The sequence below is a fragment of the Nonomuraea sp. NPDC050451 genome, assembly GCF_044458585.1.
Genome location: NZ_JBITHZ010000014.1, coordinates 189,175 through 210,107 on the forward strand (window position 1 = coordinate 189,175; position 20,933 = coordinate 210,107).

Annotated in this window: 17 protein-coding genes and 1 pseudogene; 14 read left to right on the forward strand and 4 right to left on the reverse strand. The window is 72.2% G+C overall.

The window, feature by feature from the left end; all coding sequences use genetic code 11:
- Positions 1-3 precede the first annotated feature (3 nt).
- Positions 4-351 carry a hypothetical protein gene (locus ACIBI9_RS35975; RefSeq protein ID WP_397228790.1) on the forward strand — a complete coding sequence of 116 codons (348 nt, stop codon included), beginning with the start codon at positions 4-6 and terminating at the stop codon, positions 349-351.
- Positions 352-400: 49 nt separating this feature from the next.
- Here ACIBI9_RS35975 and ACIBI9_RS35980 read toward each other — a convergent pair whose 3' ends face one another.
- A complete protein-coding gene (locus ACIBI9_RS35980) occupies positions 401-3,220 on the reverse strand; it encodes a response regulator (RefSeq protein ID WP_397228792.1) in 2,820 nt (939 codons plus the stop codon).
- 164 nt (positions 3,221-3,384) lie between these two features.
- Between ACIBI9_RS35980 and ACIBI9_RS35985 the strand changes: the two genes are divergently transcribed.
- From ACIBI9_RS35985 to ACIBI9_RS36010, 6 genes are all read left to right on the forward strand, one after another.
- Positions 3,385-4,071 carry a response regulator gene (locus tag ACIBI9_RS35985; RefSeq protein WP_394491788.1) on the forward strand — a complete coding sequence of 229 codons (687 nt, stop codon included), beginning with the start codon at positions 3,385-3,387 and terminating at the stop codon, positions 4,069-4,071.
- Positions 4,068-4,895, forward strand: a complete 828-nt coding sequence (locus ACIBI9_RS35990; protein WP_397228794.1) for a glutamate ABC transporter substrate-binding protein — start codon at positions 4,068-4,070, stop codon at positions 4,893-4,895. Before ACIBI9_RS35985 ends, ACIBI9_RS35990 begins: the two co-directional genes overlap by 4 nt.
- 113 nt (positions 4,896-5,008) lie before the next feature.
- The gene (locus tag ACIBI9_RS35995) at positions 5,009-5,752 is read left to right on the forward strand and encodes an amino acid ABC transporter ATP-binding protein (protein ID WP_318787583.1); all 744 of its coding nucleotides are present in this window, start codon (positions 5,009-5,011) and stop codon (positions 5,750-5,752) included.
- An 11-nt stretch (positions 5,753-5,763) separates the two neighbouring features.
- Positions 5,764-6,600, forward strand: a complete 837-nt coding sequence (locus tag ACIBI9_RS36000; RefSeq protein ID WP_397228796.1) for a glutamate ABC transporter substrate-binding protein — start codon at positions 5,764-5,766, stop codon at positions 6,598-6,600.
- Positions 6,601-6,603: 3 nt separating this feature from the next.
- A complete protein-coding gene (locus ACIBI9_RS36005) occupies positions 6,604-7,272 on the forward strand; it encodes an amino acid ABC transporter permease (RefSeq protein WP_394491781.1) in 669 nt (222 codons plus the stop codon).
- Positions 7,269-8,078 carry an amino acid ABC transporter permease gene (locus ACIBI9_RS36010; protein WP_397228799.1) on the forward strand — a complete coding sequence of 270 codons (810 nt, stop codon included), beginning with the start codon at positions 7,269-7,271 and terminating at the stop codon, positions 8,076-8,078. The genes ACIBI9_RS36005 and ACIBI9_RS36010 overlap by 4 nt, the downstream gene beginning before the upstream one ends.
- A 353-nt stretch (positions 8,079-8,431) precedes the next feature.
- On the opposite strand, the gene ACIBI9_RS36015 is transcribed toward ACIBI9_RS36010, so the two are convergent.
- On the reverse strand, positions 8,432-9,700 hold the full coding sequence (locus ACIBI9_RS36015) for a hypothetical protein (protein WP_397228801.1): 1,269 nt from the start codon (positions 9,698-9,700) through the stop codon (positions 8,432-8,434).
- A gap of 17 nt (positions 9,701-9,717) precedes the next feature.
- Between ACIBI9_RS36015 and ACIBI9_RS36020 the strand changes: the two genes are divergently transcribed.
- Positions 9,718-11,148, forward strand: coding sequence for an amidase (locus tag ACIBI9_RS36020; RefSeq protein WP_397228803.1), 1,431 nt, complete (start codon positions 9,718-9,720; stop codon positions 11,146-11,148).
- Here the strand turns inward: ACIBI9_RS36020 and ACIBI9_RS36025 are convergent.
- Positions 11,145-12,500: a 6-phospho-beta-glucosidase gene (locus ACIBI9_RS36025; protein ID WP_397228805.1), complete on the reverse strand. Its 1,356-nt coding sequence runs from the start codon at positions 12,498-12,500 to the stop codon at positions 11,145-11,147. The genes ACIBI9_RS36020 and ACIBI9_RS36025 overlap by 4 nt on opposite strands.
- A 10-nt stretch (positions 12,501-12,510) precedes the next feature.
- On the reverse strand, positions 12,511-13,299 hold the full coding sequence (locus ACIBI9_RS36030; RefSeq protein WP_397228807.1) for a DeoR/GlpR family DNA-binding transcription regulator: 789 nt from the start codon (positions 13,297-13,299) through the stop codon (positions 12,511-12,513).
- 135 nt (positions 13,300-13,434) lie between these two features.
- Here ACIBI9_RS36030 and ACIBI9_RS36035 point away from each other — a divergent pair, with 135 nt between their 5' ends.
- The 6 genes and pseudogenes from ACIBI9_RS36035 to ACIBI9_RS36060 form a co-directional block, all read left to right on the forward strand.
- A complete protein-coding gene (locus ACIBI9_RS36035) occupies positions 13,435-14,631 on the forward strand; it encodes a carbohydrate kinase family protein (RefSeq protein WP_397228809.1) in 1,197 nt (398 codons plus the stop codon).
- Between the two features lie 4 nt (positions 14,632-14,635).
- Positions 14,636-16,000, forward strand: a complete 1,365-nt coding sequence (locus ACIBI9_RS36040) for an extracellular solute-binding protein (protein ID WP_397228811.1) — start codon at positions 14,636-14,638, stop codon at positions 15,998-16,000.
- Between the two features lie 8 nt (positions 16,001-16,008).
- The gene (locus ACIBI9_RS36045; RefSeq protein WP_397228813.1) at positions 16,009-16,893 is read left to right on the forward strand and encodes a carbohydrate ABC transporter permease; all 885 of its coding nucleotides are present in this window, start codon (positions 16,009-16,011) and stop codon (positions 16,891-16,893) included.
- Positions 16,890-17,690, forward strand: coding sequence for a carbohydrate ABC transporter permease (locus ACIBI9_RS36050; protein ID WP_397228815.1), 801 nt, complete (start codon positions 16,890-16,892; stop codon positions 17,688-17,690). Before ACIBI9_RS36045 ends, ACIBI9_RS36050 begins: the two co-directional genes overlap by 4 nt.
- Positions 17,691-17,706: 16 nt before the next feature.
- Complete coding sequence (locus ACIBI9_RS36055; RefSeq protein ID WP_397228817.1) at positions 17,707-20,370, forward strand: sugar-binding protein; 2,664 nt, start codon at positions 17,707-17,709, stop codon at positions 20,368-20,370.
- A gap of 77 nt (positions 20,371-20,447) precedes the next feature.
- Positions 20,448-20,855 (forward strand): annotated as a pseudogene (locus ACIBI9_RS36060) (DUF6882 domain-containing protein); the annotation flags it as partial.
- Positions 20,856-20,933 lie beyond the last annotated feature (78 nt).

The following is a 20,933-nucleotide window of genomic DNA, read 5'->3' on the forward strand; positions in this document are numbered from 1 at the left end:
GGGGTGAGCGACCAGGTGGGCGCCGGAACGGGCGACCAGGTGGGCGTGGAGGAGGGGGTGGGCGTGCCCGAAGGAGACGGGGTGGGCGTCGGAGAGCCCGAAGGGGTGGGGCTCGGGGAGCCCGTGGGGGTAGGGCTCGGGCTCGTCGGCCCCGTGGGCGTGGGAGTGGGGGTGCCCGTCGGGGTGCCCGTCGGGGTGCCCGTCGGGGTGCCCGTCGGGGTGCCCGTCGGGGTGCCCGTCGGGGACGGGGTGGGCGTCGGGGAGGACGTCGGGCTGGGGGAGGTCGTTGGACTGGGCTCACCAGACGAATCAGCCATCAACCCTCCAATCACTACAAACAAACACGACTAGTAACAACGCGACACTAACGTTGACAAATTTCTCAGGTGTTAACAAGTGGCTACGGATTGTTCATCCACGCCGGCGTCACCTTGAGAAGTTCGCCCAGCTCGTCGAGCGGCTCGCCGTCGACGGCGCCCGTACGCGCACGATCCTCGACGCGCCGGCACAGCTCGGCCTCGCGGGCCGCCCCCACGGTCGCGCAGCTGCCCTTGAGCCGGTGCGCGAGCGCGGCCACCTCCGCCACGTCGCCGGCCTGCGCCGCCTGCCGCAGCTCCTCGTACGTCCGCGTGGCGGTGGCCAGGTACGCCTCCGCCACGTCGGCGAGCGCCTCCGGCGACAGGCCCACCAGCTCGGGCGGGAGCCCGGAGTACGCCGCCCACTCCGGGATGCTGGCGAGCACGCGCGGCCAGTCCACGGGCTTGGCCAGGTGGTCGTCCATCCCGGCCGCCAGGCAGCGGATCCGGTCGTCCGGCATCGCCGCCGCGGTCATCGCGATGATCGGGGTGTGCGCGTCCTCGCGCCGCCTGATCTCCTCGGTCGCGGCCAGCCCGTCGAGCACGGGCAGCTGGCAGTCCATGAACACCAGGTCGTAGCCCCCGGCCAGCACGGCGCGCACGGCCTGCTCGCCGTCGTCCACCACCTCGACCTCGTGCCCGGCCTGGCGCAGCACGAGCATCGCGACCTGGCGGCTGACCTCGTCGTCCTCCGCCACCAGGATCCGCGCGCCGCCGTCCCTGCCCGCGAGCTCCACGCCTTCGCGCGGCTCGCCGGGGCACTCGGCGGTGACCAGGGCGTTCTCCACCGCGGCCAGCAGGCGGCGGCGGCTCAGCGGCCGGGTGATCGACTGCACGGCCCGCTCCCCCGCGGCGCCGGGCCAGGCGAAGCCCGAACGTCCGGGCGTGACGACCACGACCACGCTGGTGGCCTGGAGCAGCGGGTCCGTGAGGATCACGTGCGCGGTCGACTCGGCGTCGGTGCCGAGGTCGAGGGCGACGACCGCGAGCTCGTACGGCCGCCCGCCCGCCGCGGCGGCCCGCAGCAGCTCCAGGGCGGAGTCCGCGGTCTCCTCCACGTCGAGCCCGGAGCCCGCCAGGAACCGCACGGCCAGCGCGCGGTCCTCGGGCCGCGGGTCGGCGACGAGCGCGCGTCTGCCCTGCAGGGCCTCGACCGACGGCTCCGACCAGGTCAGCACGTCGACCGGCAGGCGCACCCAGAACCGGCTGCCCACGCCCTCCACGCTGTCGAGCCCGATCTCCCCGCCCATGAGCTCGGTGAGCTGCCGGCCGATGGCCAGCCCCAGGCCGCTGCCGCCGGTCCTGCGCGTGATCGGCGAGTCGACCTGCCGGAAGACGCCGAACACCTTCTCCCGGTCGCCGGGCCCCACCCCGATCCCGGTGTCGGCGACCGCGAACCTGAGCACCGCCCGCGCGTCGCCGGGCTCGCCCTCCTCGAGGGTGACGTGCAGGTCCACCCCGCCCTGGACGGTGAACTTCAGCGCGTTGCCCACCAGGTTCGTGAGGATCTGACGCAGCCGCGCCGGGTCGCCCGCCACCTGCCGGGGCACGCCGTCGTCGAGCCGCAGCGTGAGCCAGAGCCCCTGCTCGTACGCGTGCGGCGCGAACGGCGCGACCACCTCGTCGCACAGCCGCGGCAGGTCGAACGGCACCGCGTCGACCTGGAGGTGGCCCGCCTCGATCCTGGACAGGTCGAGGAAGTCGTCGAGCAGGCGCAGCACGTTCTGGGCCGACTCCTGGGCCGTGGTCGCGTAGTGGCGCTGCTCGTCGTCCAGCCGGGTGCCCATGAGCAGGGAGTTCATGCCGAGCACGCCGTTGATCGGGGTGCGGATCTCGTGGCTGATCTTGGCCAGGAACTCGGACTTGGCGCTGGAGGCGCTGACCGCCTCGTCCCTGGCGGCGGCCAGCTCGGCCGCGTACCTGGCCAGCGTGGCCTGCGCGCGGCGGCGGCCACGCGTGGTGTGGATCTGCAGGCCCAGGCCGATGAGGATGAGCAGGGCCAGCAGGGCCGCGACGGTCATGACGTTCGTCCTGAGCCGCTCGGCCGAGGCCAGCGCCTCGGCGGCGGACACCTCGGCGGTGACCGTCCAGCCGATGCCCGGGATCGGCTCGGACGCCGACAGCACCGTGCCGTCGACGCCGCTGAACATGCCGTTCCAGGTGCGGCCGTCGAGCGCGGCGTCCACCCGGGGATCCTCGCGCAGGGAGGTGAGCGCGAGCAGCTTCCTGCGGGGGTCGGCGACGAGCACGCCGGCCCGGTCGGTGATCAGCAGCTGGATGTCCTGCGCCTCGGCGGCCTCCTTGGCGAACTCCTGGATGGCGTCCAGGCTGTAGACGACGGCGAGGATGCCGAGCATGCGCTTGCCGTCGGCGCTCGGGATCGGCGCGGCCACCGCGACCGCCCTGGACACGTCGATCATCGTGGGCGTGTACGCCTGGGAGATGTGGGCCGCCCGCCGGTCGCGCACGGCGCGGTACCAGTCGGTGGCGGTGAGGTCCTGGGGCAGCACGGTCTTCGGCTCAGCGCCGAGCATGCGTCCTTCCGACGAGACCAGGATCAGCCCGCTGATGCCGTCGCGCAGCTCCTTGAGCTCTCCGAGGTGAGTGCGCATGACTTCGGGGGTGGCGTGCTCCATCGTGTCCCGCATGACGGGCCGCTGCGCGAACGCGGTGACGAGCTGCTCCAGGGAGCCCATCTGCTGCTCGACCACGACCCGGCTCACCGAGGCGGTGATCCTGACCCGGTCGTCGACCTCGTCGCGCACGGCGTTCTCCGACAGGGAGATACTGGAGGAGGTCAGCAGCGCCAGGGGCAGCAGGCCGAGCAGCGTCCACAGGGCAGTCACCGCGAGCACCCATCTCACCGGCGTCCGTCCTTCCCTTCCTGTCGGTTCGGCTACAGATTAAGAGGAAGAGGGCATTGACGGCGGATCACGGTGAGCAGAACGCGCAAAACTTGAGCGTTTGTAACAAAACCTGCCTAAGCTCACTCTGATTTGTAAAAACTGCATCTGGACGAGGAGTGGCGGTGCCTGAGCCGCGGGACATCACCGTTCTCATCGTGGACGACGACCCGGTCGTCACGGCGGCCCTGCACGCGCAGGTGAACAGAGTACTCGGGTTCAGAGTGGTCGGGATCGCGCACACCGGACAGGCCGCGCTCGCCGCCGCCGGCCGCTTCGCGCCCCGGCTGGTGCTGCTGGACCTGCACCTGCCCGACCTGCCGGGGCTGGAGGTGGCACACCGGCTGCGGCGGCCCGAGCAGCCGCCCATCGACATCATCGTGATCTCCGGACGCAAGGAGTCGGCCACGGTACGCGCGGCCATGCAGCGCGGCGCCCTCTACTACCTGGTCAAGCCGACCAGGGCGGGCACGCTCGAGCAGACGCTGCTGCGCTACGCCGCCACGGCCGAGCAACTGGAGTCGGGCGACCGGTTCGCCGAGCAGCAGGAGATCGACCGCATCTTCCGCACGCTCCACCTCGACCAGGGCGTCCGGCCGAAGAGCATCTCGGCGGCGACCGAGCAGGCCGTGCTGGACGCGCTGGCCGCCGTCCCGGAGGACGTGTCGGCGAACGAGCTGGCCGGGATGATCGGCGTCAGCCGCGCCACCGCCCGCCGCTACCTGGAACATCTGGCCGATCGCGGGCTGCTCGAAGGCCGGCCGAAGTACGGGCCGACCGGTCGCCCCCAGCACCGGTATCGAGTGCGATGAGAGGGCTCAGGGCGCTGCTCGCCGTCGTGCTCTGCCTCGCCGCCGCCGGGTGCGGGAGCGACAACCCCTTCCCCGAGGGCTCCACGATGGCGCGGATCAGGGAGCGGGGCGTCCTCGTCGTGGGCACCAAGTTCGACCAGCCGATGTTCGGCTACAAGGATCCCACCGGCGGGCGGATCACCGGCTTCGACGCCGAGATCGCCAGGCTCATCGCGAAGGACCTCACCGGCAGCGAGCGCAACATCCGCTTCGTCGAGACCGTCTCGCGGGAGCGGGAGAACTTCATCTCGCAGGGCGTGGTGGACCTCGTCATCGCCACGTACTCGATCACTCCGGCCCGGTCCCAGCTGGTCACCTTCACGGACCCGTACTACTACGCCGGGCAGGACCTGCTGGTCAGGGTCGCCGACACCACCATCAACGACGTGTCCGACCTGGACGGCAAGATCGTGTGCACGGCGAAGGGCTCCACCTCCAGCGAGCGGCTGCGCGCCCAGGTGCCGGGCGCGACCGTGGAGGTCGTGGACGGCTACAGCATCTGCGTGCCCGCGCTCATGAACGGGCGGGTCGACGCGATCAGCACCGACGACACGATCCTGCTCGGCCTGCTCGACCAGCATCCCGACCTGTTCCGGCTGGTGCTCAAGCCGTTCGGGCGAGAGCCGTACGGGATGGGGGTGCGCAAGCAGGACACCGTCTTCCGCGACTACCTCAACGGGCTGATCGCCCGCTGGCTGCGCGACGGGCAGTGGGACCGCGCCTACAAGGACACCATCGGCGTCTCCGGCGCGACGTCCGACTCCTCCCGGCCCATCACCCCGTGACACTGATCGAATTCAGACCGGCCAATCACTGAGCAGAACGCGCACAAGCCTTTCGGTGACACATACGGCTCCTACGGTTACGCCATCGCTGACCGAGACAAGGAGCGTGACGCATGACCGAGGCCGACCTGATCGTCCTGGACCAGGTCAACAAGCGCTACGGCGACCACCACGTGCTCAGGGACGTCAACTTGAAAGTCCGGCAGGGCGAGGTCGTCGTGATCATCGGCCCGTCCGGCGCCGGCAAGTCGACCCTGTGCCGGGCGATCAACCGCTTGGAGACCATCGACTCCGGCACGATCACCCTGGACGGTACGCCGCTGCCCGCTGAGGGCAAAGCGCTGGCCAAACTCCGCGCCGAGGTGGGCATGGTGTTCCAGTCCTTCAACCTCTTCGCGCACAAGACCGTCCTGGACAACGTCGTCCTCGGGCAGGTCCACGTGCTGAAGCGGCCGAAGGCCGAGGCCGTGCGCAAGGCCCAGGAACTGCTCGACCGGGTCGGCATCGGCGGCCAGGCCGCCAAGTTCCCCGCCCAGCTCTCCGGCGGGCAGCAACAGCGGGTGGCCATCGCCCGCGCGCTGGCCATGGACCCCAAGGCGATCCTCTTCGACGAACCCACCTCGGCCCTCGACCCGGAGATGGTCAACGAGGTGCTCGACGTCATGACCTCGCTGGCCCGCGAGGGCATGACCATGGTGGTCGTCACCCACGAGATGGGCTTCGCCCGGCGCGCGGCCGACCGGGTCGTCTTCATGGCCGAGGGCGAGATCGTCGAGCAGAACACCCCCGACGCGTTCTTCGGCGCCCCGAACAGCGAGCGCGCCCAGTCCTTCCTCGCCAAGATCCTCACTCACTAAGGAGCCGTCATATGTTCGGCAGGTCCCTTTACGCGACCTTCGCGGTGGTCGCGCTCGCCGCCACCGCCACCGCCTGCGGCAGCGCCGAGGCCAGCAACGCCTCGATCGTCGACAAGGCCAAGAACGACAAGAAGCTGGTCGTCGGCGTGAAGGCCGACCAGCCGGGGCTGGGGTTGCGCACGCCCGACGGCAGCTTCGCCGGGTTCGACGTCGAGGTCGCCAAGTACGTGGCCAAGCAGCTCGGCGTGGAGGCCAAGGACGTCACGTTCAAGGAGACGGTGTCGGCCAACCGCGAGGCGTTCATCGAGCAGGGCCAGGTGGACATGGTGGTGGCCACGTACTCGATCACCGACGCCAGGAAGCAGAAGGTGTCCTTCGCCGGGCCGTACTTCGTGGCCGGGCAGGCCCTGCTGGTCCGGGCCGACGACACGGCGCTGACCGGGCCCGAGACGCTGAACGGCAAGAAGCTCTGCTCGGTCGCCGGCTCGACCCCGGCGCAGAAGGTCAAGGCGGAGTACGCCAAGGAGGTGCAACTGCAGGAGGAGCGGACGTACTCGGCGTGCGTGGACCGCGTCCTCGGCGGCCAGCTCGACGCGCTCACCACCGACAACGTCATCCTCGCCGGCTACGCCGCCCAGTACGGGGGCAAGCTCAAGGTCGTCGGCCAGCCGTTCAGCACCGAGAAGTACGGCATCGGGCTGAAGAAGGACGACACGGCCGGGCGCAAGGCGATCAACGACGCGCTGGAGAAGATGTTCTCCGACGGCAGCTGGACGAAGGCGCTGCAGGCCAGCGTCGGCGCCTCCGGCTTCACCCTCCCGCAGGCCCCGCAGCTGGAGCGCTACTGATCCATGGAAGCACTGCTGTTCGAACGCGAGACGATCTTCGCCGCGTTCTGGATGACGATACGGCTGACGGCGGTCAGCGCGCTCGGCTCCCTCGTGCTGGGGACGCTGCTGACCGCCATGCGGGTGGCCCCGCTTGCCTCCCTGCGCGGCGCGGCCAACTTTTACGTGACCATGATGCGCAACACGCCGCTCACGCTGGTGCTGATGTTCACCGGCCTCGGTGTCGGGGCGCAGCTCGGTGTGGAGCTGTCGGACGACATCGCGACCAACAACTTCTGGCTCGCCGTCATCGGGCTGACCGCCTACACCTCGGCGTTCGTCTGTGAGGCCCTGCGGTCGGGGCTCAACACCGTGCCGGTCGGGCAGGCGGAGGCGGCCCGGTCGCTCGGGCTGGGCTTCACGAAGACGCTGGGGCTGATCACGCTGCCGCAGGCGTTCCGCGCCGTGGTGGCGCCGCTGGGCAGCATCATGATCGCGCTGACCAAGAACACCACGATCGCGCTCGTGGTCGGAGTGGGTGAGGCGTCCGTGCGGATGCGGGAGATGATCGAGACGTACGGGGACCAGGTCCTCGAGATCTTCCTCGGCTTCGCCGCCGGGTTCGTGCTGCTGTGCCTGCCGATGGGGCTGCTGTTCGGCTGGCTGTCGCGGCGGATGGCGGTGGCGCGATGAGCTACGCGAACCTTTACGAGGCGCCCGGGCCCCGCGGGATCCGGCGCAACCGACTGCTGGCGGGCGTCGTCGCGCTCGTGCTGCTGGCGCTGGCGTACGTGGTCTACGTGCGCTTCGACGCCAAGGAGCAGTGGACGGCCGACAAGTGGGCGCCGCTGCTGCGCGGGGACGTCTGGGCCACGTTCATCCTGCCGGGACTGGCCGGGACCATCGGCGCGGCCGTGGCGGGAGTCGTGCTGGCGGGGCTGTTCGGCCTCGTCTTCGCCACCGCCCGGCTGTCGGACCACCGGTGGATCCGGGTGCCCGCGGCCGCGGTGGTGGAGTTCTTCAGGTCCGTACCGCTGCTGCTGCTGATCTTCTTCGCCTTCTTCGGCTCGTACATGCTCATCGGCGTGAACATCTCGGCCTTCGCCGCCGTCGTCTTCGGGCTCACGCTCTACAACGGCTCGGTGATCGCGGAGATCATCCGGGCCGGGGTGCAGAGCCTGCCCCGCGGCCAGTCCGAGGCGGCTCACGCCATAGGCATGCGCAAGGGGCAGGTGATGCGCCTCGTCCTGCTGCCGCAGGCGTTCCGGGCCATGATGCCCGCCATCGTCAGCCAGTTCGTGGTGCTGCTGAAGGACTCGGCGCTGGGGCTCATCGTGGGCTTCGACGAGCTGGTGAACCGGGGGTTGAACGGGATCGCCGCCAACTTCAAGAACACCATCCCGGCGGCGATCCTCATCGCGGCCATCTTCATCCTGATCAACCTCTCCCTCGACCGCCTCGCCACCCGCCTCTCCTCCCGCCTCGGCAACAGCCGCTGACCCGGCTGCCCTTTCCCCCGGCCGGCCCCTTCATCCCGGCCGGCCCTTCATCCCGGCGCCACCCCGGCCCGCCACGTCAGCCCGGTCCCTGCACGGCCCATCCCTCGCCGTGCCCGGCCCCGCGCCCATCGCGCACCTCGCCCACCGGCGAAGCGCGGGGCGCCCACCACACCCGGCACACCCACGGCCGGGCGCGGTACGCCGACCCGCCTCACCGGCCCCGGCACCACCGCCGAGCCGGCACCAGGCCCGGCCTTCCCAGGGACCCACGGCCCGGGCGGTGGACCACCGTCCGGGCCGCGGCCCATCAGCGGCTACGGCTCCTTCGGACCAGCCCACTCCTCCCAGGGACCTCAGCCACGGACGGCGAGGCGGCGGCGGCGTAGGGCCGGGAGCCATGGGACCGCGGCAAGAGCGGTGAGCAGCATCAGCAATGGCGTCCGCCACCACCACGAGACGCTCGCGGGCGGCGCCGGCGACGGCCGCGCCACCCACGGCCGCGCCGTCTTCGCCCAGGCCAGGAACGCATCGCCGATGGGCAGCAGCCCGAAGGCGTACCGCTTGGTCCAAGGGGTGTCGACGGGCAGTCCCGCCAGCTCCCCGTAGCCGGCCAGCGCCGAGGCCAGCGGGGCGTCGGAGTGCGCCTGGGCCGCGCCCAGCGTGACCACGGTCGCCGACAGGCTCACCCCGAGCGGCAATGGCCCGGAGTCCACGTCGGCCGGCCCGTCCACGCCCTCCGGGTACTCGCGCACGGCGGGCCCGAGCCCGAGCGGGGTCGCGACGTACAGCTCGCGGAAGCGCGCGTACTGCTGGCCGGCGAAGGCCGGATCCACGTCCACCAGGAACCGCTGGATCATGCTCTGCGAGCTCCCCCTCGCCACCTCGGCCGGCTCGCCGCCGGGCCCGGGGTCGGCGCGGTGCGGCAGCAGCCCGGTACGCGGGTCGAGCCGCAGCCTGACCTCCCGCAGCCAGCGTTCGACGGTCCCGCCGAACCGGGCCGGGAGGATCGCGTCGTGCAGCCGCAGCGACGCCACCGCCACAGTCGAGTCCACCGGCCAGGCCTGCCCCGGGTACGCCGCCAGGTACGGCGAGGCCGACGCGTCGAACGCGGCCCCGATCGCGGCGGAGTCCTCGGCGAACCGGCGCACCTCGGCCGGATCGCGCCGCCCGGCCGGCTCCAGGCTCAGCGCCCCGCCGCGCAGCCAGTTGGTCCATCCCCGGTAGAAGACGCCGTAGGGCGGGGTGAGGCCGGGGCTGAACGGAGCCCGCCCGGCGGGCGAGTCCAGCCGGCTCAACGCCCAGCGCGCCTCGCGCAGCGCCCGTGACCGTTCGCCCGCCGGCTCGCGCATGCCGAGCTCGACCCAGCTCAGCCCGTACAGGGCGTGCAGGAAGAAGTAACCCTCGGGAAACAGCGCCTGCGCCTCGTCACCCGCGCCCGCGTCCAGGGCCTCGCGCAGGAACGCCAGCTGCCGCCGCACCCCGGGCGGCTCCCCCGACGTCCCCGCGGTGGCGGGCACGGTCAGCCGCACGACGCCGGCCAGCGCGCACGAGGTCACCGCGACGGCGAGGACCAGCCGCGTCCAGCCCCACGCCCGGCGGGCGGCTGACGGCGGCGGAGACATCCGCCGATCTTAGCCCCGTGAGCGAGAACCCCGCTCTGGAGCGTCCGATGTGCGTGGTGTTCAGTGGGATCCGTCAGCCGACGATGCCTGGAAAGGACTCCATGCCGCTCTCCCCCGGCCCCTTCACCGGCCGTACCGTCACGAGCCTCGCCCAGGACCTGCGCCAAGGCCGGACCACCGCCGCCGAGCTCGTCGAGCAGGCGCTCGAGGCCATCGCCGAGCGCGACCCCGCGCTCGGCGCGTTCGTCACCGTGGACGCCGACGGGGCACTGGCGGCGGCGCGGCGGGCGGACGCCGAGCTGGCCGCGGGCACCGACCGGGGTCCGCTGCACGGCGTGCCGGTGGGAGTGAAGGACCTCTTCATGATCGCGGGGCTGCCCGCGACGATGGGCTCGCGGCATTTCGCGGGGTACGTCGCCGACACCGACGCCGAGTCCGTGACCCGGCTGCGCCGCGCGGGCGCCGTCGTCGTGGGCAAGACGACCACCCACGAGTTCGCGTACGGCCCCACGGGCGACCGCTCGGCCAACGGCCCCTCGCGCAACCCGTGGGATCCGGCGCGCATGTCGGGCGGCTCCAGCGGCGGCAGCGCGGCGGCCGTGGCGGCGGGCCTGGTGCCGCTCGCGCTCGGCACCGACACGGGCGGATCCGTCCGCATTCCGGCGGCTTTGTGTGGGATCGCCGGGTTCAAGCCGGGCTATGGGGCGATATCGGCTGAAGGTGTGTTCCCCCTGGCGCGGAGCTTCGACCACGTCGGCGTCCTGGCCGGTGACGAGCGGGACTGCCTGCTCGCCTACCGCTGCCTGTCCTCCGCCCAGTTACGCGAGGACTCCGGGCCCGCGCGGGCGGCCTGGCTCGATCCGTCCGAGCTGTTCGACGCGGATCCGCGCGTGGTGGACACGGTACGCGCGACCGCGGAGTCCCGCCTGGCCCTCTCGGGACTGGACGAGGTGCGGCTGCGGGCGGGGCTGGGCGAGGAGTTCCGCGAGACGTACACGGTGATCCAGAGCTGTGAGGCCGTGGCCGTGCACGCGGACCGGCTGGCGCAGGCGCCCGAGCTGTTCGACCCCGAGCTGCTCGAACGCCTCCGCACGGCCGCCGAGATACCCGGCTGGCGCTACGTCGCGGCCGTGGCCGCGCGGTCCCGGCTCGCCGAGGCCGCGGCGGCGCTGTTCGAGCGGCACGACGTGCTGGCGCTGCCCACCGTGCCGATCACCGCCCCGCCGCTCCTGGAGCGCGAGACGGAGGTCGACGGCCGGACCGTCGCCGTGCGGCCCGCGCTGCTGTCCATGACGAGCCTGTGGAACGTGCTGGGGCTGCCCGCGCTGACCGTGCCCGCGGGCACGGTGGACGGGCTGCCGGTGGGGCTGCAGCTGGTGTGCCGCCCCGGGCGCGAGCTGCGGCTCTTCGAAACGGCCGGTGGCCTGACCGCTGTGAAGGCGCGCTAGCCCGCGTCGGAGGAGCCCGGGATGACGGCGGCCAGCTCGGGGATGCGCGCCCGGTAGCCGTCGAGCAGCTTGCGGGCCGTCGCGACCGAGTCGACGAGCGGGTGCAGCGCGAACGCCTCGACCGCCAGCCGGGCCGAGCCGGACCTGGCGGCCTCGATGGCGGCCTGCTCCACCGCCTTCACCTGCTGCACGAGACCGAGGAAGCGACCGGGCAAGGGGCGGGTGGCCAGCGGCCGGACGCCCGCCCCGTCCACCGCGCACGGGATCTCGACGACCGCGTCCGCGGGCAGGCCGGGCACCGCGGCGCCGTTGCGCACGTTGAGGATCATGGACGTGGGCTCGCCGCGGGCGATGGCGGCCATGAGGGCCAGGGCGATGCCCTCGTACCCGCCGGCCTCCAGGTCGGCGGTGTCGCGCGCGCCCGCGGAGGTGGGTTCGCGGGCCTCGGCCATGTACGACTCGTCGCGCAGCCTGCGCGCCCTGACCCACTCAGCCAGCGCCTCCTCGGGACGCGCCCGCACGGCGGCGTAGAAGTCGTCCTGCTGCCGGACCAACGACTCCCCGCGGGTCTGCCCGGAGATCGCGGCCACGGACTCCCGGGTGAAGTAGTAGTAGTACAGGTATTCGTTGGGCAGCGCGCCCAGCGTGCGCACCCAGTCGGCGCCGAAGATGCGCGCCTCCTCGACCTGCCGCAGCGCCGGCTCGTCGGCCAGCAGGTCGGGCAGCACGTCGCGCCCCTGATAGGTGAGGCCGCGCAGCCAGCCGAGGTGGTTGAGGCCCACGTAGTCGGGCGACACGCGTGCCGGGTCGAGCCCGAGCGCGACGGCGGCCCGGCGGATCAGGCCGATCGGGGAGTCGCAGATGCCGATCACGCGGTCGCCGAGCACCTGCCGCATGGCCTCGGTGATCATGCCGGCGGGGTTGGTGAAGTTGATGACCCACGCCTGGGGCGCGAGCGCGGCCACCCGCTCGGCCACGTGGAGCGCAACCGGGATGGTGCGCAGGCCGTAGGAGATGCCTCCGGGTCCGGTCGTCTCCTGGCCGAGCAGGCCCAGGTCGAGCGCGACCCGCTCGTCGGCGGTGCGCCCGGCCAGGCCGCCGACCCGGATGGCGGAGAAGACGAACGTGGAGTCGCGCAGCGCGGTGTCCAGGTCGGTGGTGGTCAGGACCTCCGGCGGGTCGTCGTGCCCGGCGGCGAGCTGGCCGAGCACGTGCCGGATGGCCTCCAGCCGGTCCGGCGACACGTCGTACAGGACCACCTGCTCCACGCGCGGCTTGGCGGTCTCGCGCAGCAGCGCGCCGTACACGAGCGGGACCCGGAAGCCGCCGCCCCCGAGAACGGCCAGTCTCATCGATACCCTTTCACGTGAGCAGGACCTCGGCGCCTGCGGCGGCGCAGGTGCGCAGCGTCGCCTCGTCGGCGCCCTCATTGGTGACGATCACGTCGATGTCGTCGGGCCCGCACACCCGCAGCGCGCCGGTGCCCGGGAACTTGTGCCGGTCGACGAGCAGCACCACCTGGCCCGCCGCCGCGATCATGGCGCGCTTCAGCGGCACCTCGGCGAGCGTGGTGTCCACGAGCTGCCCGTCCGGCCGCACGCCGCTGGCGCCCAGGAACACGCGGTCGGCGACCACCTGGCTCAGGGCCGCCTCGGTCAGCACCCCGACCAGCGAGTGGTACGGCCGGCGCACCATGCCGCCGAGCAGCAGCAGCTCGACCTCCGGGTCGGAGCGCAGCACGTCGAGCACGGCGAGGCTGGAGGTGACCACGGTGACGCGGCGCCCGCGCAGCCGCCGGGCCAGCCGCATCGTCGTCGTGCCGATGTCGAGCAGGACCACGTCGCCGTCGCAGACCAGCTCGGCGGCGCGGACCGCGACCGCCTCCTTGTCCTGCTCGTCCACCTCGGCCACCTCGGCGAACGGCCGGTCGGCGTCGGCGTCGACGCTGACCTCGCCGTCGAGGAGCCCACCATCGATCAGCAGGGCCCCGCCGCGGACGCGCCGCAGCGTGCCGTCGCGGTCGAGCACCTCGAGGTCCCTGCGGATGGTGGACGGGCTCACGCCAAGCTGGCTGGCGAGATCGCTGACACTGGTGGCGCCTGAGAGTCGGACCCGGCGCATGATCTCGGCATGCCTGAGGCGCTGAAGCACGGCGCGAGTCTATCAGTCAAAATCGCGCAGGAGTATGCAGCTTTGACCAAAAACTCTCAGGGGAAGACTTGAAGTGCGCGAGCAAACATGCAAGATTGCGCACATCTCGATATGTGTCGGGGAGGACTCATTCCCGTGTCTAATCAGGTCTACGACCCTCTCGCCGCCGAGCGCACCCCGGAGGGGCCGCAGTTCGACGTCTTCCTGGCGGGCACGGTCTTTCTGGACATCATCTTCACCGGTCTGCCCGCGATGCCCGCGGCCGGAACCGAGATCTGGGCAGAGGGCATGGGCTCCTGCCCCGGCGGCATCGCCAACCTCGCCATCGCGACCAGCCGGCTGGGCCTGCGCACCTCGCTGGCCGCCGCGTTCGGCGACGACGACTACGGCGACTTCTGCTGGCGCACGCTCGAGGAGCAGGAGTCGGTGGACCTGTCCAGGTCGCGGCGGTTCGAGCACTGGCACTCGCCGGTGACGGTCTCCATGGCGGTCGACCGCGACCGCAGCATGGTGACGCACGGACACCCCTCGCCCCTGCCGGCCGCGGAGATGATCGGCAAGCCGCCGCGGTCGAAGGCGGTGATCGTGACGCTGTCCACCGACGATCCGCTCGACTCGCCGGACAGCCCCTGCAACTGGGCCGAGCTGGCGCGCCGCGACGGCTCGCTCATCTTCGCCGACGTGGGCTGGGACCCGTCGGGGGCCTGGTCGGCATCCTTGCTGGACCAGCTCGCGCTCTGCCACGCGTTCATGCCCAACGCGGTCGAGGCGATGGCCTACACCGGCGCCGACACCCCGCGCGACGCGCTCTACGCGATCGCCGACAAGGTCCCCGTGGCCGTGGTGACCGACGGGGCCAACGGCGCAATGGCCATCGACTCCACCAACGGCGAGGAGGCGTTCGTGCCCGCGCCGCGGGTGACGGCGCTCGACCCGACCGGCGCGGGCGACGTCTTCGGCGCGGGGTTCGTGCTCGGCACGCTGTCGCGCTGGCCGCTGGCCGACCGCCTGGCGTTCGCGCAGCTGTGCGCGGCGCTGGCGGTGCAGCAGTTCGGCGGCTCGCTCGCGGCGCCCGGATGGGGCGACATCGCCGACTGGTGGCACGAGGTCCGCGACTCGGCCGACCACAGCGGCGCCTACGGCAACTCGCTGGCCCGCCGCTACGCCTTCCTCGACAAGCTGGTGCCCGCCGTGCCGGTGGGCGCGGTGCGCCGCGCGGCCGCGACCATCGCCCGGTACGCCGACGTCGGCCCCAAGGTTCCCACCACGCGGCCGAACCCACCCGAGGACGAGGGCCCCGACACGCCTCGCGTGCCCGCGCAAAAGGAGTAACACCATGAACCCCCCGCTCCGAGCGCTCGCCGTGCTCGCCGCCAGCGCTCTTGCCGTGACCGCGTGCGCCCCCGGATCCTCCGCCCCACCGTCGGCGACCTCCGCGCAGCCCTCCGCCTCGGCGGTGCGCACCGACGCCGCGGCGCTCGGCAACGTCACCCTCACGATCTGGGACCAGGAGGTACGCGGCGGGCAGGCCGCCCAGATGAAGCAGCTCAACGACGCCTTCCAGGCGAAATACCCGAACATCAAGATCAACCGGGTGAGCCGCTCCTTCGACGACCTCAACACGACCCTGCGCCTGGCCCTGAGCGGCAACGAGCCGCCCGACATCGTGGAGGCCAACAACGGCCGCTCGTCGATGGGCGCGTTCGTCAAGGCCGGGCAGCTGCGCCCGCTGGACGCCTACGCCGAGGCGTACGGGTGGAAGAAGCGCTACCCGCAGTCGGTGCTGCGCTATTCGAGCTACAGCGCCGACGGCAAGATCTTCGGCGAGGGCAACCTGTACGGCCTGCCGCAGGTCGGCGAGGTCGTCGGCATCTTCTACAACAAGGCCAAGCTGACCAAGCTCGGCCTGCAGCCGCCCGCGACGTGGGCCGACTTCGACGCCGCGCTGGCCAAGGCCAAGACCGCCGGCGAGGTGCCGATGCAGCTGGGCAACCTCGACAAGTGGCCGGCCATCCACGTGTTCGGCACGGTGCAGAGCCGCGGCGTGCCCGCCGACCAGATCAGCACGCTGGCCTTCGGCCGCAAGGGCGCCTCGTGGAACACGCCGGAGAACACCAAGGCCGCCGAGGAGCTCGTCGGCTGGGTCGACAAGGGCTACTTCAACAAGGGCTTCAACGGCCAGGGCTACGACCCGGCGTGGCAGGCGTTCGGCAAGGGCGAGGGCGTCTTCCTGATCGGCGGCACCTGGCTGCTCGCCGACCTGCAGAAGGCGCTGGGCAAGGACCTGGGCTTCATGCTGCCGCCGGGCGCCACGGCCGACGCGCCGCCCGTCGCGACCGGCGGGACCGGCCTGCCGTTCGCGATCACGGCCAAGAGCGCCAACCCCGGCGCCGCGGCGGCGTACATCGACTTCATCACCAACGCCGACGCGATGAAGGTGCTCACCACCACCGGCAACCTGCCGGTCGCCGACACCGCGCAGCAGAGCGTCCCGGCGGGGCCGCAGCAGGACGTCTTCACCGCGTTCGGCACGGTCACGGCGAAGGACGGGCTGGTGCCGTACCTCGACTACGCCACCCCGACGTTCGCCGACACGCTGGGCGCGGCGCTGCAGGACCTGCTGGCCAAGAAGCAGACCCCGCAGGAGTTCCTGGCCACGTTGGAGAAGGACTACAAGACCTTCGTCGAGAGCAACGGGTGAGCCCACCGATGACCGGAGGCCGGCCTCCGGGAGAGCCTCGCCGCGTCGCCTACCTCTACCTGCTGCCGGCGTTCGCCGTCTACGCGGCGTTCCTGCTCTATCCGATCGGACGCGCGGTGCAGCTGTCCCTGTACGACTGGGACGGCCTGTCGCTCGGCCGCTGGGTCGGACTGGACAACTACCTCGCGATCGTCTCCGACGAGGGGCTGCGGGCGGCCTTCGGCCACGCGCTGGTGCTGGTCGTGTTCTACGCGGCCGCGCCGCTGGCCATCGGGCTGGGGCTGGCCGCGATCCTCAACCACGCCAGGGTGCGCGGCCTCGGCTTCTTCCGCACGGTCGTGTTCCTGCCGCAGGTGGTGGCCATGGTCGTGGTGGCCGTGGCCTGGCGGCGGGTCTACGCGCCCGACGGCACGCTCAACACCCTGCTCGGCGCGCTCGGGCTCGACTCGCTGACGCGGGGCTGGCTGGGCGACTACACGTTCGCGCTGCCCGCGGTCGGGGTGGTGGGCACGTGGTTCGAGACCGGGCTGGTGACCGTGCTGCTGCTGGCCGGGATGAGCCGCATCCCCGGTGAGCTGTACGAGGCGGCCCGGCTGGACGGGGCGGGCGCGGTCAGGGAGTTCTTCGCGGTCACGCTTCCGTCGGTGCGCGGGGAGATCGCCGTCGCGCTGACGCTGACCGTGATCGCCGCGCTGCGCACGTTCGACCTGGTGTACGTCACGACGCGCGGCGGGCCCGGCGACTCGACGTCGGTGCCGTCGTACGAGGTCTACCACCGGGCCTTCGGGCTCAGCCAGATCGGCTCGGCCGCGGCCATCGGCGTCACGCTCACCGTGGTCATCTTCGTGATCTCGTTCGGGATCAACCGGTTCGCCGACAGGAGGGTGTCGTGATCTCGCGGGGCGAGCGGGTGGCCAACTACGTGATCCTGTCGGCGTTCGCCGCCTTCGCGCTCTTCCCCATCGTGTCGATCCTGGCCGCCGCGCTCGGCCCCGCCGACAGCGGGGGCACCTCCGGGCTGGGCAACTTCACGGCGGCGTGGGAGATCGGGCGGTTCGGCACGTACCTGCGCACCAGCCTGGCGGTGTCGTCGTTCGTCGTGGTCGTGAGCGTGGTGCTGTCGACCCTGAGCGGGTACGCGTTCGGCACCATGCGCTTCCGCGGCCAGTCGGTGCTGTTCTACCTGTTCATGCTCGGGATCATGATGCCGAGCGAGGCCATCGCGGTGCCGCTCTACTTCGACCTGCGCTCGCTCGGCCTGATCGACACGTTCTGGTCGGTGGCGCTGCCGCAGGTGGCGCTGTCGGTGGCGTTCGGCACGTTCTGGATGCGGGCCTACTTCCGGGCCTCCAACCGGGCCATCGTCGAGGCCGCCCGCATCGACGGCGCCTCGACGTGGCGCATCCTGTGGCAGGTGCTGGTGCCGCCGGCCCGGCCCGCCGTCGTCACGCTGACCTTGCTGGTCTTCATGTGGACGTGGAACGAGTTCCTCATCCCGCTGATCATGGTGACCAGCGAGTCGCTGCGCACCGCGCCGCTGGGGCTGGCCTTCTTCCAGGGCCAGTACACCTCCGGCTTCACCCTGCTGGCGGCCGGCTCCGTCATCGTCGCGACCCCGGTCGTGATCTTCTACTTGTTCCTCCAGCGCCACTTCGTCCGTGGGCTGCTCCAAGGGGCGGTCCGCGAGTAACTGTTCCGGAGGTTCCATGCGTAAACGCCTGTCACTGGTGCTGGCCGCCACGGTCGCACTCGCCCTCTCACCCGCCGTTCCCTCGGAAGCCTCCACAGCCTCCACAGCCGGCGCTCCCGTGGACCTCGACGCGCTGTTCGTCGGCGCCCACCCCGACGACGAGGCGTTCAGCCTGTCCACGCTCGGCCAGTGGAACGAGGACCACCGCGTGCGCACCGGCGTCGTCACCGTCACCCGGGGCGAGGGCGGCGGCAACGCCGTCGGGCCCGAGGAGGGTCCGGCGCTCGGGCTGCTGCGCGAGTCCGAGGAGCGGGCGGCGGTCGGCAAGGCGGGCGTGCGCGAGGTGTTCAACCTCGACGACGTCGACTTCTACTACACGGTGAGCGCCCCGCTGACCGACCAGATCTGGGGCGCGGACACCCTGGAGAAGGTCGTGCGGGTGGTCCGCCAGACCAGGCCCGAGGTCATCCTGACCATGGACCCGGCGCCCTCCCCCGGCAACCACGGCAACCACCAGCAGGCGGCGCGGCTGGCCGTGCAGGCGTTCTACGCGGCGGCCGACCCCAAGGTGTTCCCCGAGCAGATCAGCCGCGAGGGGCTGCGCCCGTTCGCGCCGGCCCGGCTGCTGCTCGGCGGCGGGCGCGGCACCTCCCAGACCGGCCCGTCCTGCGCTTCGACCTTCCGCCCGAACAACCCCGCGCAGAACGTGTACGGCGTGTGGGGCGGACGCGCCTCGCAGGCCCAGGGCAAGACGTGGGCCGCGATCGAGCGTGACGCCCAGCGCACGTACGCCTCCCAGGGCTGGGCCGTCTTCCCCGACGTGCCGTCGGATCCCAACCAGCTCGGCTGCGACTTCTTCACGCAGGTGGACTCGCGGGTGCCGTTCCCCGAGCCGGGCAGCGCGGCGGCGGCCGCGCCCACGGCGATCCTCGACGGCGCGCTGACCAGGGCGAGCGGGGCGGTCCCGCTGGGGACCCTGTTCGGGCTGCGCACCAGCACGTTCGACGTCCGGCCCGGCACGCCGTTCACCGTCAAGGTCAGCGCGACCGCGCCGTCCCGCGAGCCGCTGGGCCGCTCGTCGGTGACGCTGGGCGTGCCCGCGGGCTGGCAGGTCAGCGGCTCGGGTGACCTCGGCAGGCTCTCCGCCGGGCGGAGCGGGACGGCGACGTTCACCGTCACCCCCGCCGCGGGCACCGGGCGGGCGCGGGTCTCGGCCTCGCTGGCCACCGAGCGGGGCCGCGGCTACACCGACCGGCAGGTCGAGATCAGCCCGCCCGTACGGGCCGGGCAGCAGCTCCTCCCCCAGGTCGCCCAGTACGAGAAGTGGACCTCCGAGGTCGGCGTCCCGCAGCTGCGCGGCATCGTCACCCCCGTGCTCACCCTGCCCTCCGGCGGCTCCCGGCAGGTCGGCGTCGTGGTGACCAACGTCAGCGACACCGCCAAGTCGGGGACCGTGCGGGTGGACCTGCCCGCCGGGTTCACCGCGGACCGCGTGGAGGCGCCCTACAGCGACCTGGCCGCCGGGGCCTCGACGACGGTGCCGTTCACCGTCACCAACTCCGATCCCTCGCTGAAGACGTCCAACCAGGGCGGCGACTACGCCTACACCATCAGCGTGGACGGCGCGGTCGCGAGCAAGCCGGCGCTCGAACTGGTCCCGGCGGCGTCCGTACCGCAGGCGTCGCCCACCGTGGACGGCGTGGCGGGCGACGGCGAGTATCCGGGTCCCGCGCTCGACATCTCGCGGCTGTGGGAGGGCACGGCCTGCTCGTCCGCGGCCGACTGCTCCGGCACGGCCAGGCTGGCCTGGCACGACGACACCCTCTACCTGCTGGTCCAGGTGCAGGACGACGTGCTCGGCACCCGGCTGGCCGCCGCCGACTGCAAGCGGCACTGGCGTACCGACTCGGTGGAGGTCACGCTCGACCCGCGCGGCACCTCCGAGAACACCTCGACCACCTTCAAGACCGCGGTGCTGCCGGTGACGGCCGAAGGCCCGCCGTGCTTCCTGCGGGACGCCGACAACCGCCAGGGCCCGGGCGAGCAGACCGCTCCCGGCATGCGGGTGGCCTCGAAGGTCGCCTCGGGCGGATACACCGTGGAGATGTCGATCCCCCTGGAGCTCGTCCCCGGCTCCGTCGACCCCGCCCACCTCGGGCTGAACATCCTCGTGTACGACTCCGACACCCAGGACAAGACCGGCCAGACCCGGATCGGCTGGTCGACGTGGGGCGGCGTGCAGGGCGACCCGTACCGGTGGGGCGTCGCCGCCCTGACCGGCTACCGGCCGCCCGCGGACCGGCCGGTGCCCGACCCGGTGATCCCCGACACCGCCCTGTCCAGCCTGGACTCGCCGCAGTCGCTGGAACAGGCGGTCCGGGTGCACGTCCCGCTCGCGGGCGGCCCGGCGGCCGAGGAGTCGGAGAGCGGCTGGGCCGTCTCCGCCACCCCCGGCCAGGAGGGAGTGAAGGTGACGCTGCGGGCGAACGCGGCCGGTAAGGCGCACCTGTTCGTCCGCGACGACCAGGGGACGGCGGGCGGCCGCGTGGTCACTGTGTCCCGCAGGGGCGTCACGACCGTCACCGTGCCCCTGACCCGCGCCCTGGCCGCCCACCCGGCGGTGGTGGCGGGCTGGGAGGCACCGAGCGGCACGGCGGCCTCGCAGGTGAAGGTCCGCTGAAGCCGGGCTGCCCGCCCTCCTCCCAGAGGGCGGGCAGCCCGTTGGACGCATCCCGGCAAACCCCCTAATCTGCCGGGATGCCGGAATCCCTCACCCTCACGAACCTGCTCGACGACGCGGCCATCCTCTCGCTCGAGCACCAGCTCCACCTCGAAGAGGTCCTCGGCGAGCACAACTGGAGCGTCGACCTGCGGGAGCAGCGCTTCGAGTTCACCGGGAGCCGTACGATCACCTGCACCCGCTTCCACCTGCTCGGCAGCGCCGCCCCGGGACCGGAGTCGTGGCTGTGGGCCTGGGCGAACCCGTCCGGCTTCCCGGAGCCGCTGACGGCCCTGTCGGGGACGCTGCGGGACTTCGGGCAGCAGTTCGGCATCGCGGAGCTGGCCTCCGCTGAGGTCCCGTTCGCCGCGCTGCCCACCTCCCCCGCCGAGCCGCCCTTCGCCGCCGCGATCCTCACCGAGGCCGCCAAGGCGGTGACCGGCTCACGCTCACGGGCCCCGGCTTCGAGGCGGCCGTCGACTTCGACGAGCACGGCCGCGTCGGCAACATCGGCGCGACCCTGT

Coding starts and splice junctions, on each gene's coding strand:
- ACIBI9_RS35990 (WP_397228794.1), top strand. CDS start 4,068: ATGAGAGGGCTCAGGGCGCTGCTCGCCGTCGTGCTCTGCCTCGCCGCC.
- ACIBI9_RS35995 (WP_318787583.1), top strand. CDS start 5,009: ATGACCGAGGCCGACCTGATCGTCCTGGACCAGGTCAACAAGCGCTAC.
- ACIBI9_RS36000 (WP_397228796.1), top strand. CDS start 5,764: ATGTTCGGCAGGTCCCTTTACGCGACCTTCGCGGTGGTCGCGCTCGCC.
- ACIBI9_RS36005 (WP_394491781.1), top strand. CDS start 6,604: ATGGAAGCACTGCTGTTCGAACGCGAGACGATCTTCGCCGCGTTCTGG.
- ACIBI9_RS36010 (WP_397228799.1), top strand. CDS start 7,269: ATGAGCTACGCGAACCTTTACGAGGCGCCCGGGCCCCGCGGGATCCGG.
- ACIBI9_RS36015 (WP_397228801.1), bottom strand. CDS start 9,700: ATGTCTCCGCCGCCGTCAGCCGCCCGCCGGGCGTGGGGCTGGACGCGG.
- ACIBI9_RS36025 (WP_397228805.1), bottom strand. CDS start 12,500: ATGAGACTGGCCGTTCTCGGGGGCGGCGGCTTCCGGGTCCCGCTCGTG.
- ACIBI9_RS36040 (WP_397228811.1), top strand. CDS start 14,636: ATGAACCCCCCGCTCCGAGCGCTCGCCGTGCTCGCCGCCAGCGCTCTT.
- ACIBI9_RS36045 (WP_397228813.1), top strand. CDS start 16,009: ATGACCGGAGGCCGGCCTCCGGGAGAGCCTCGCCGCGTCGCCTACCTC.
- ACIBI9_RS36055 (WP_397228817.1), top strand. CDS start 17,707: ATGCGTAAACGCCTGTCACTGGTGCTGGCCGCCACGGTCGCACTCGCC.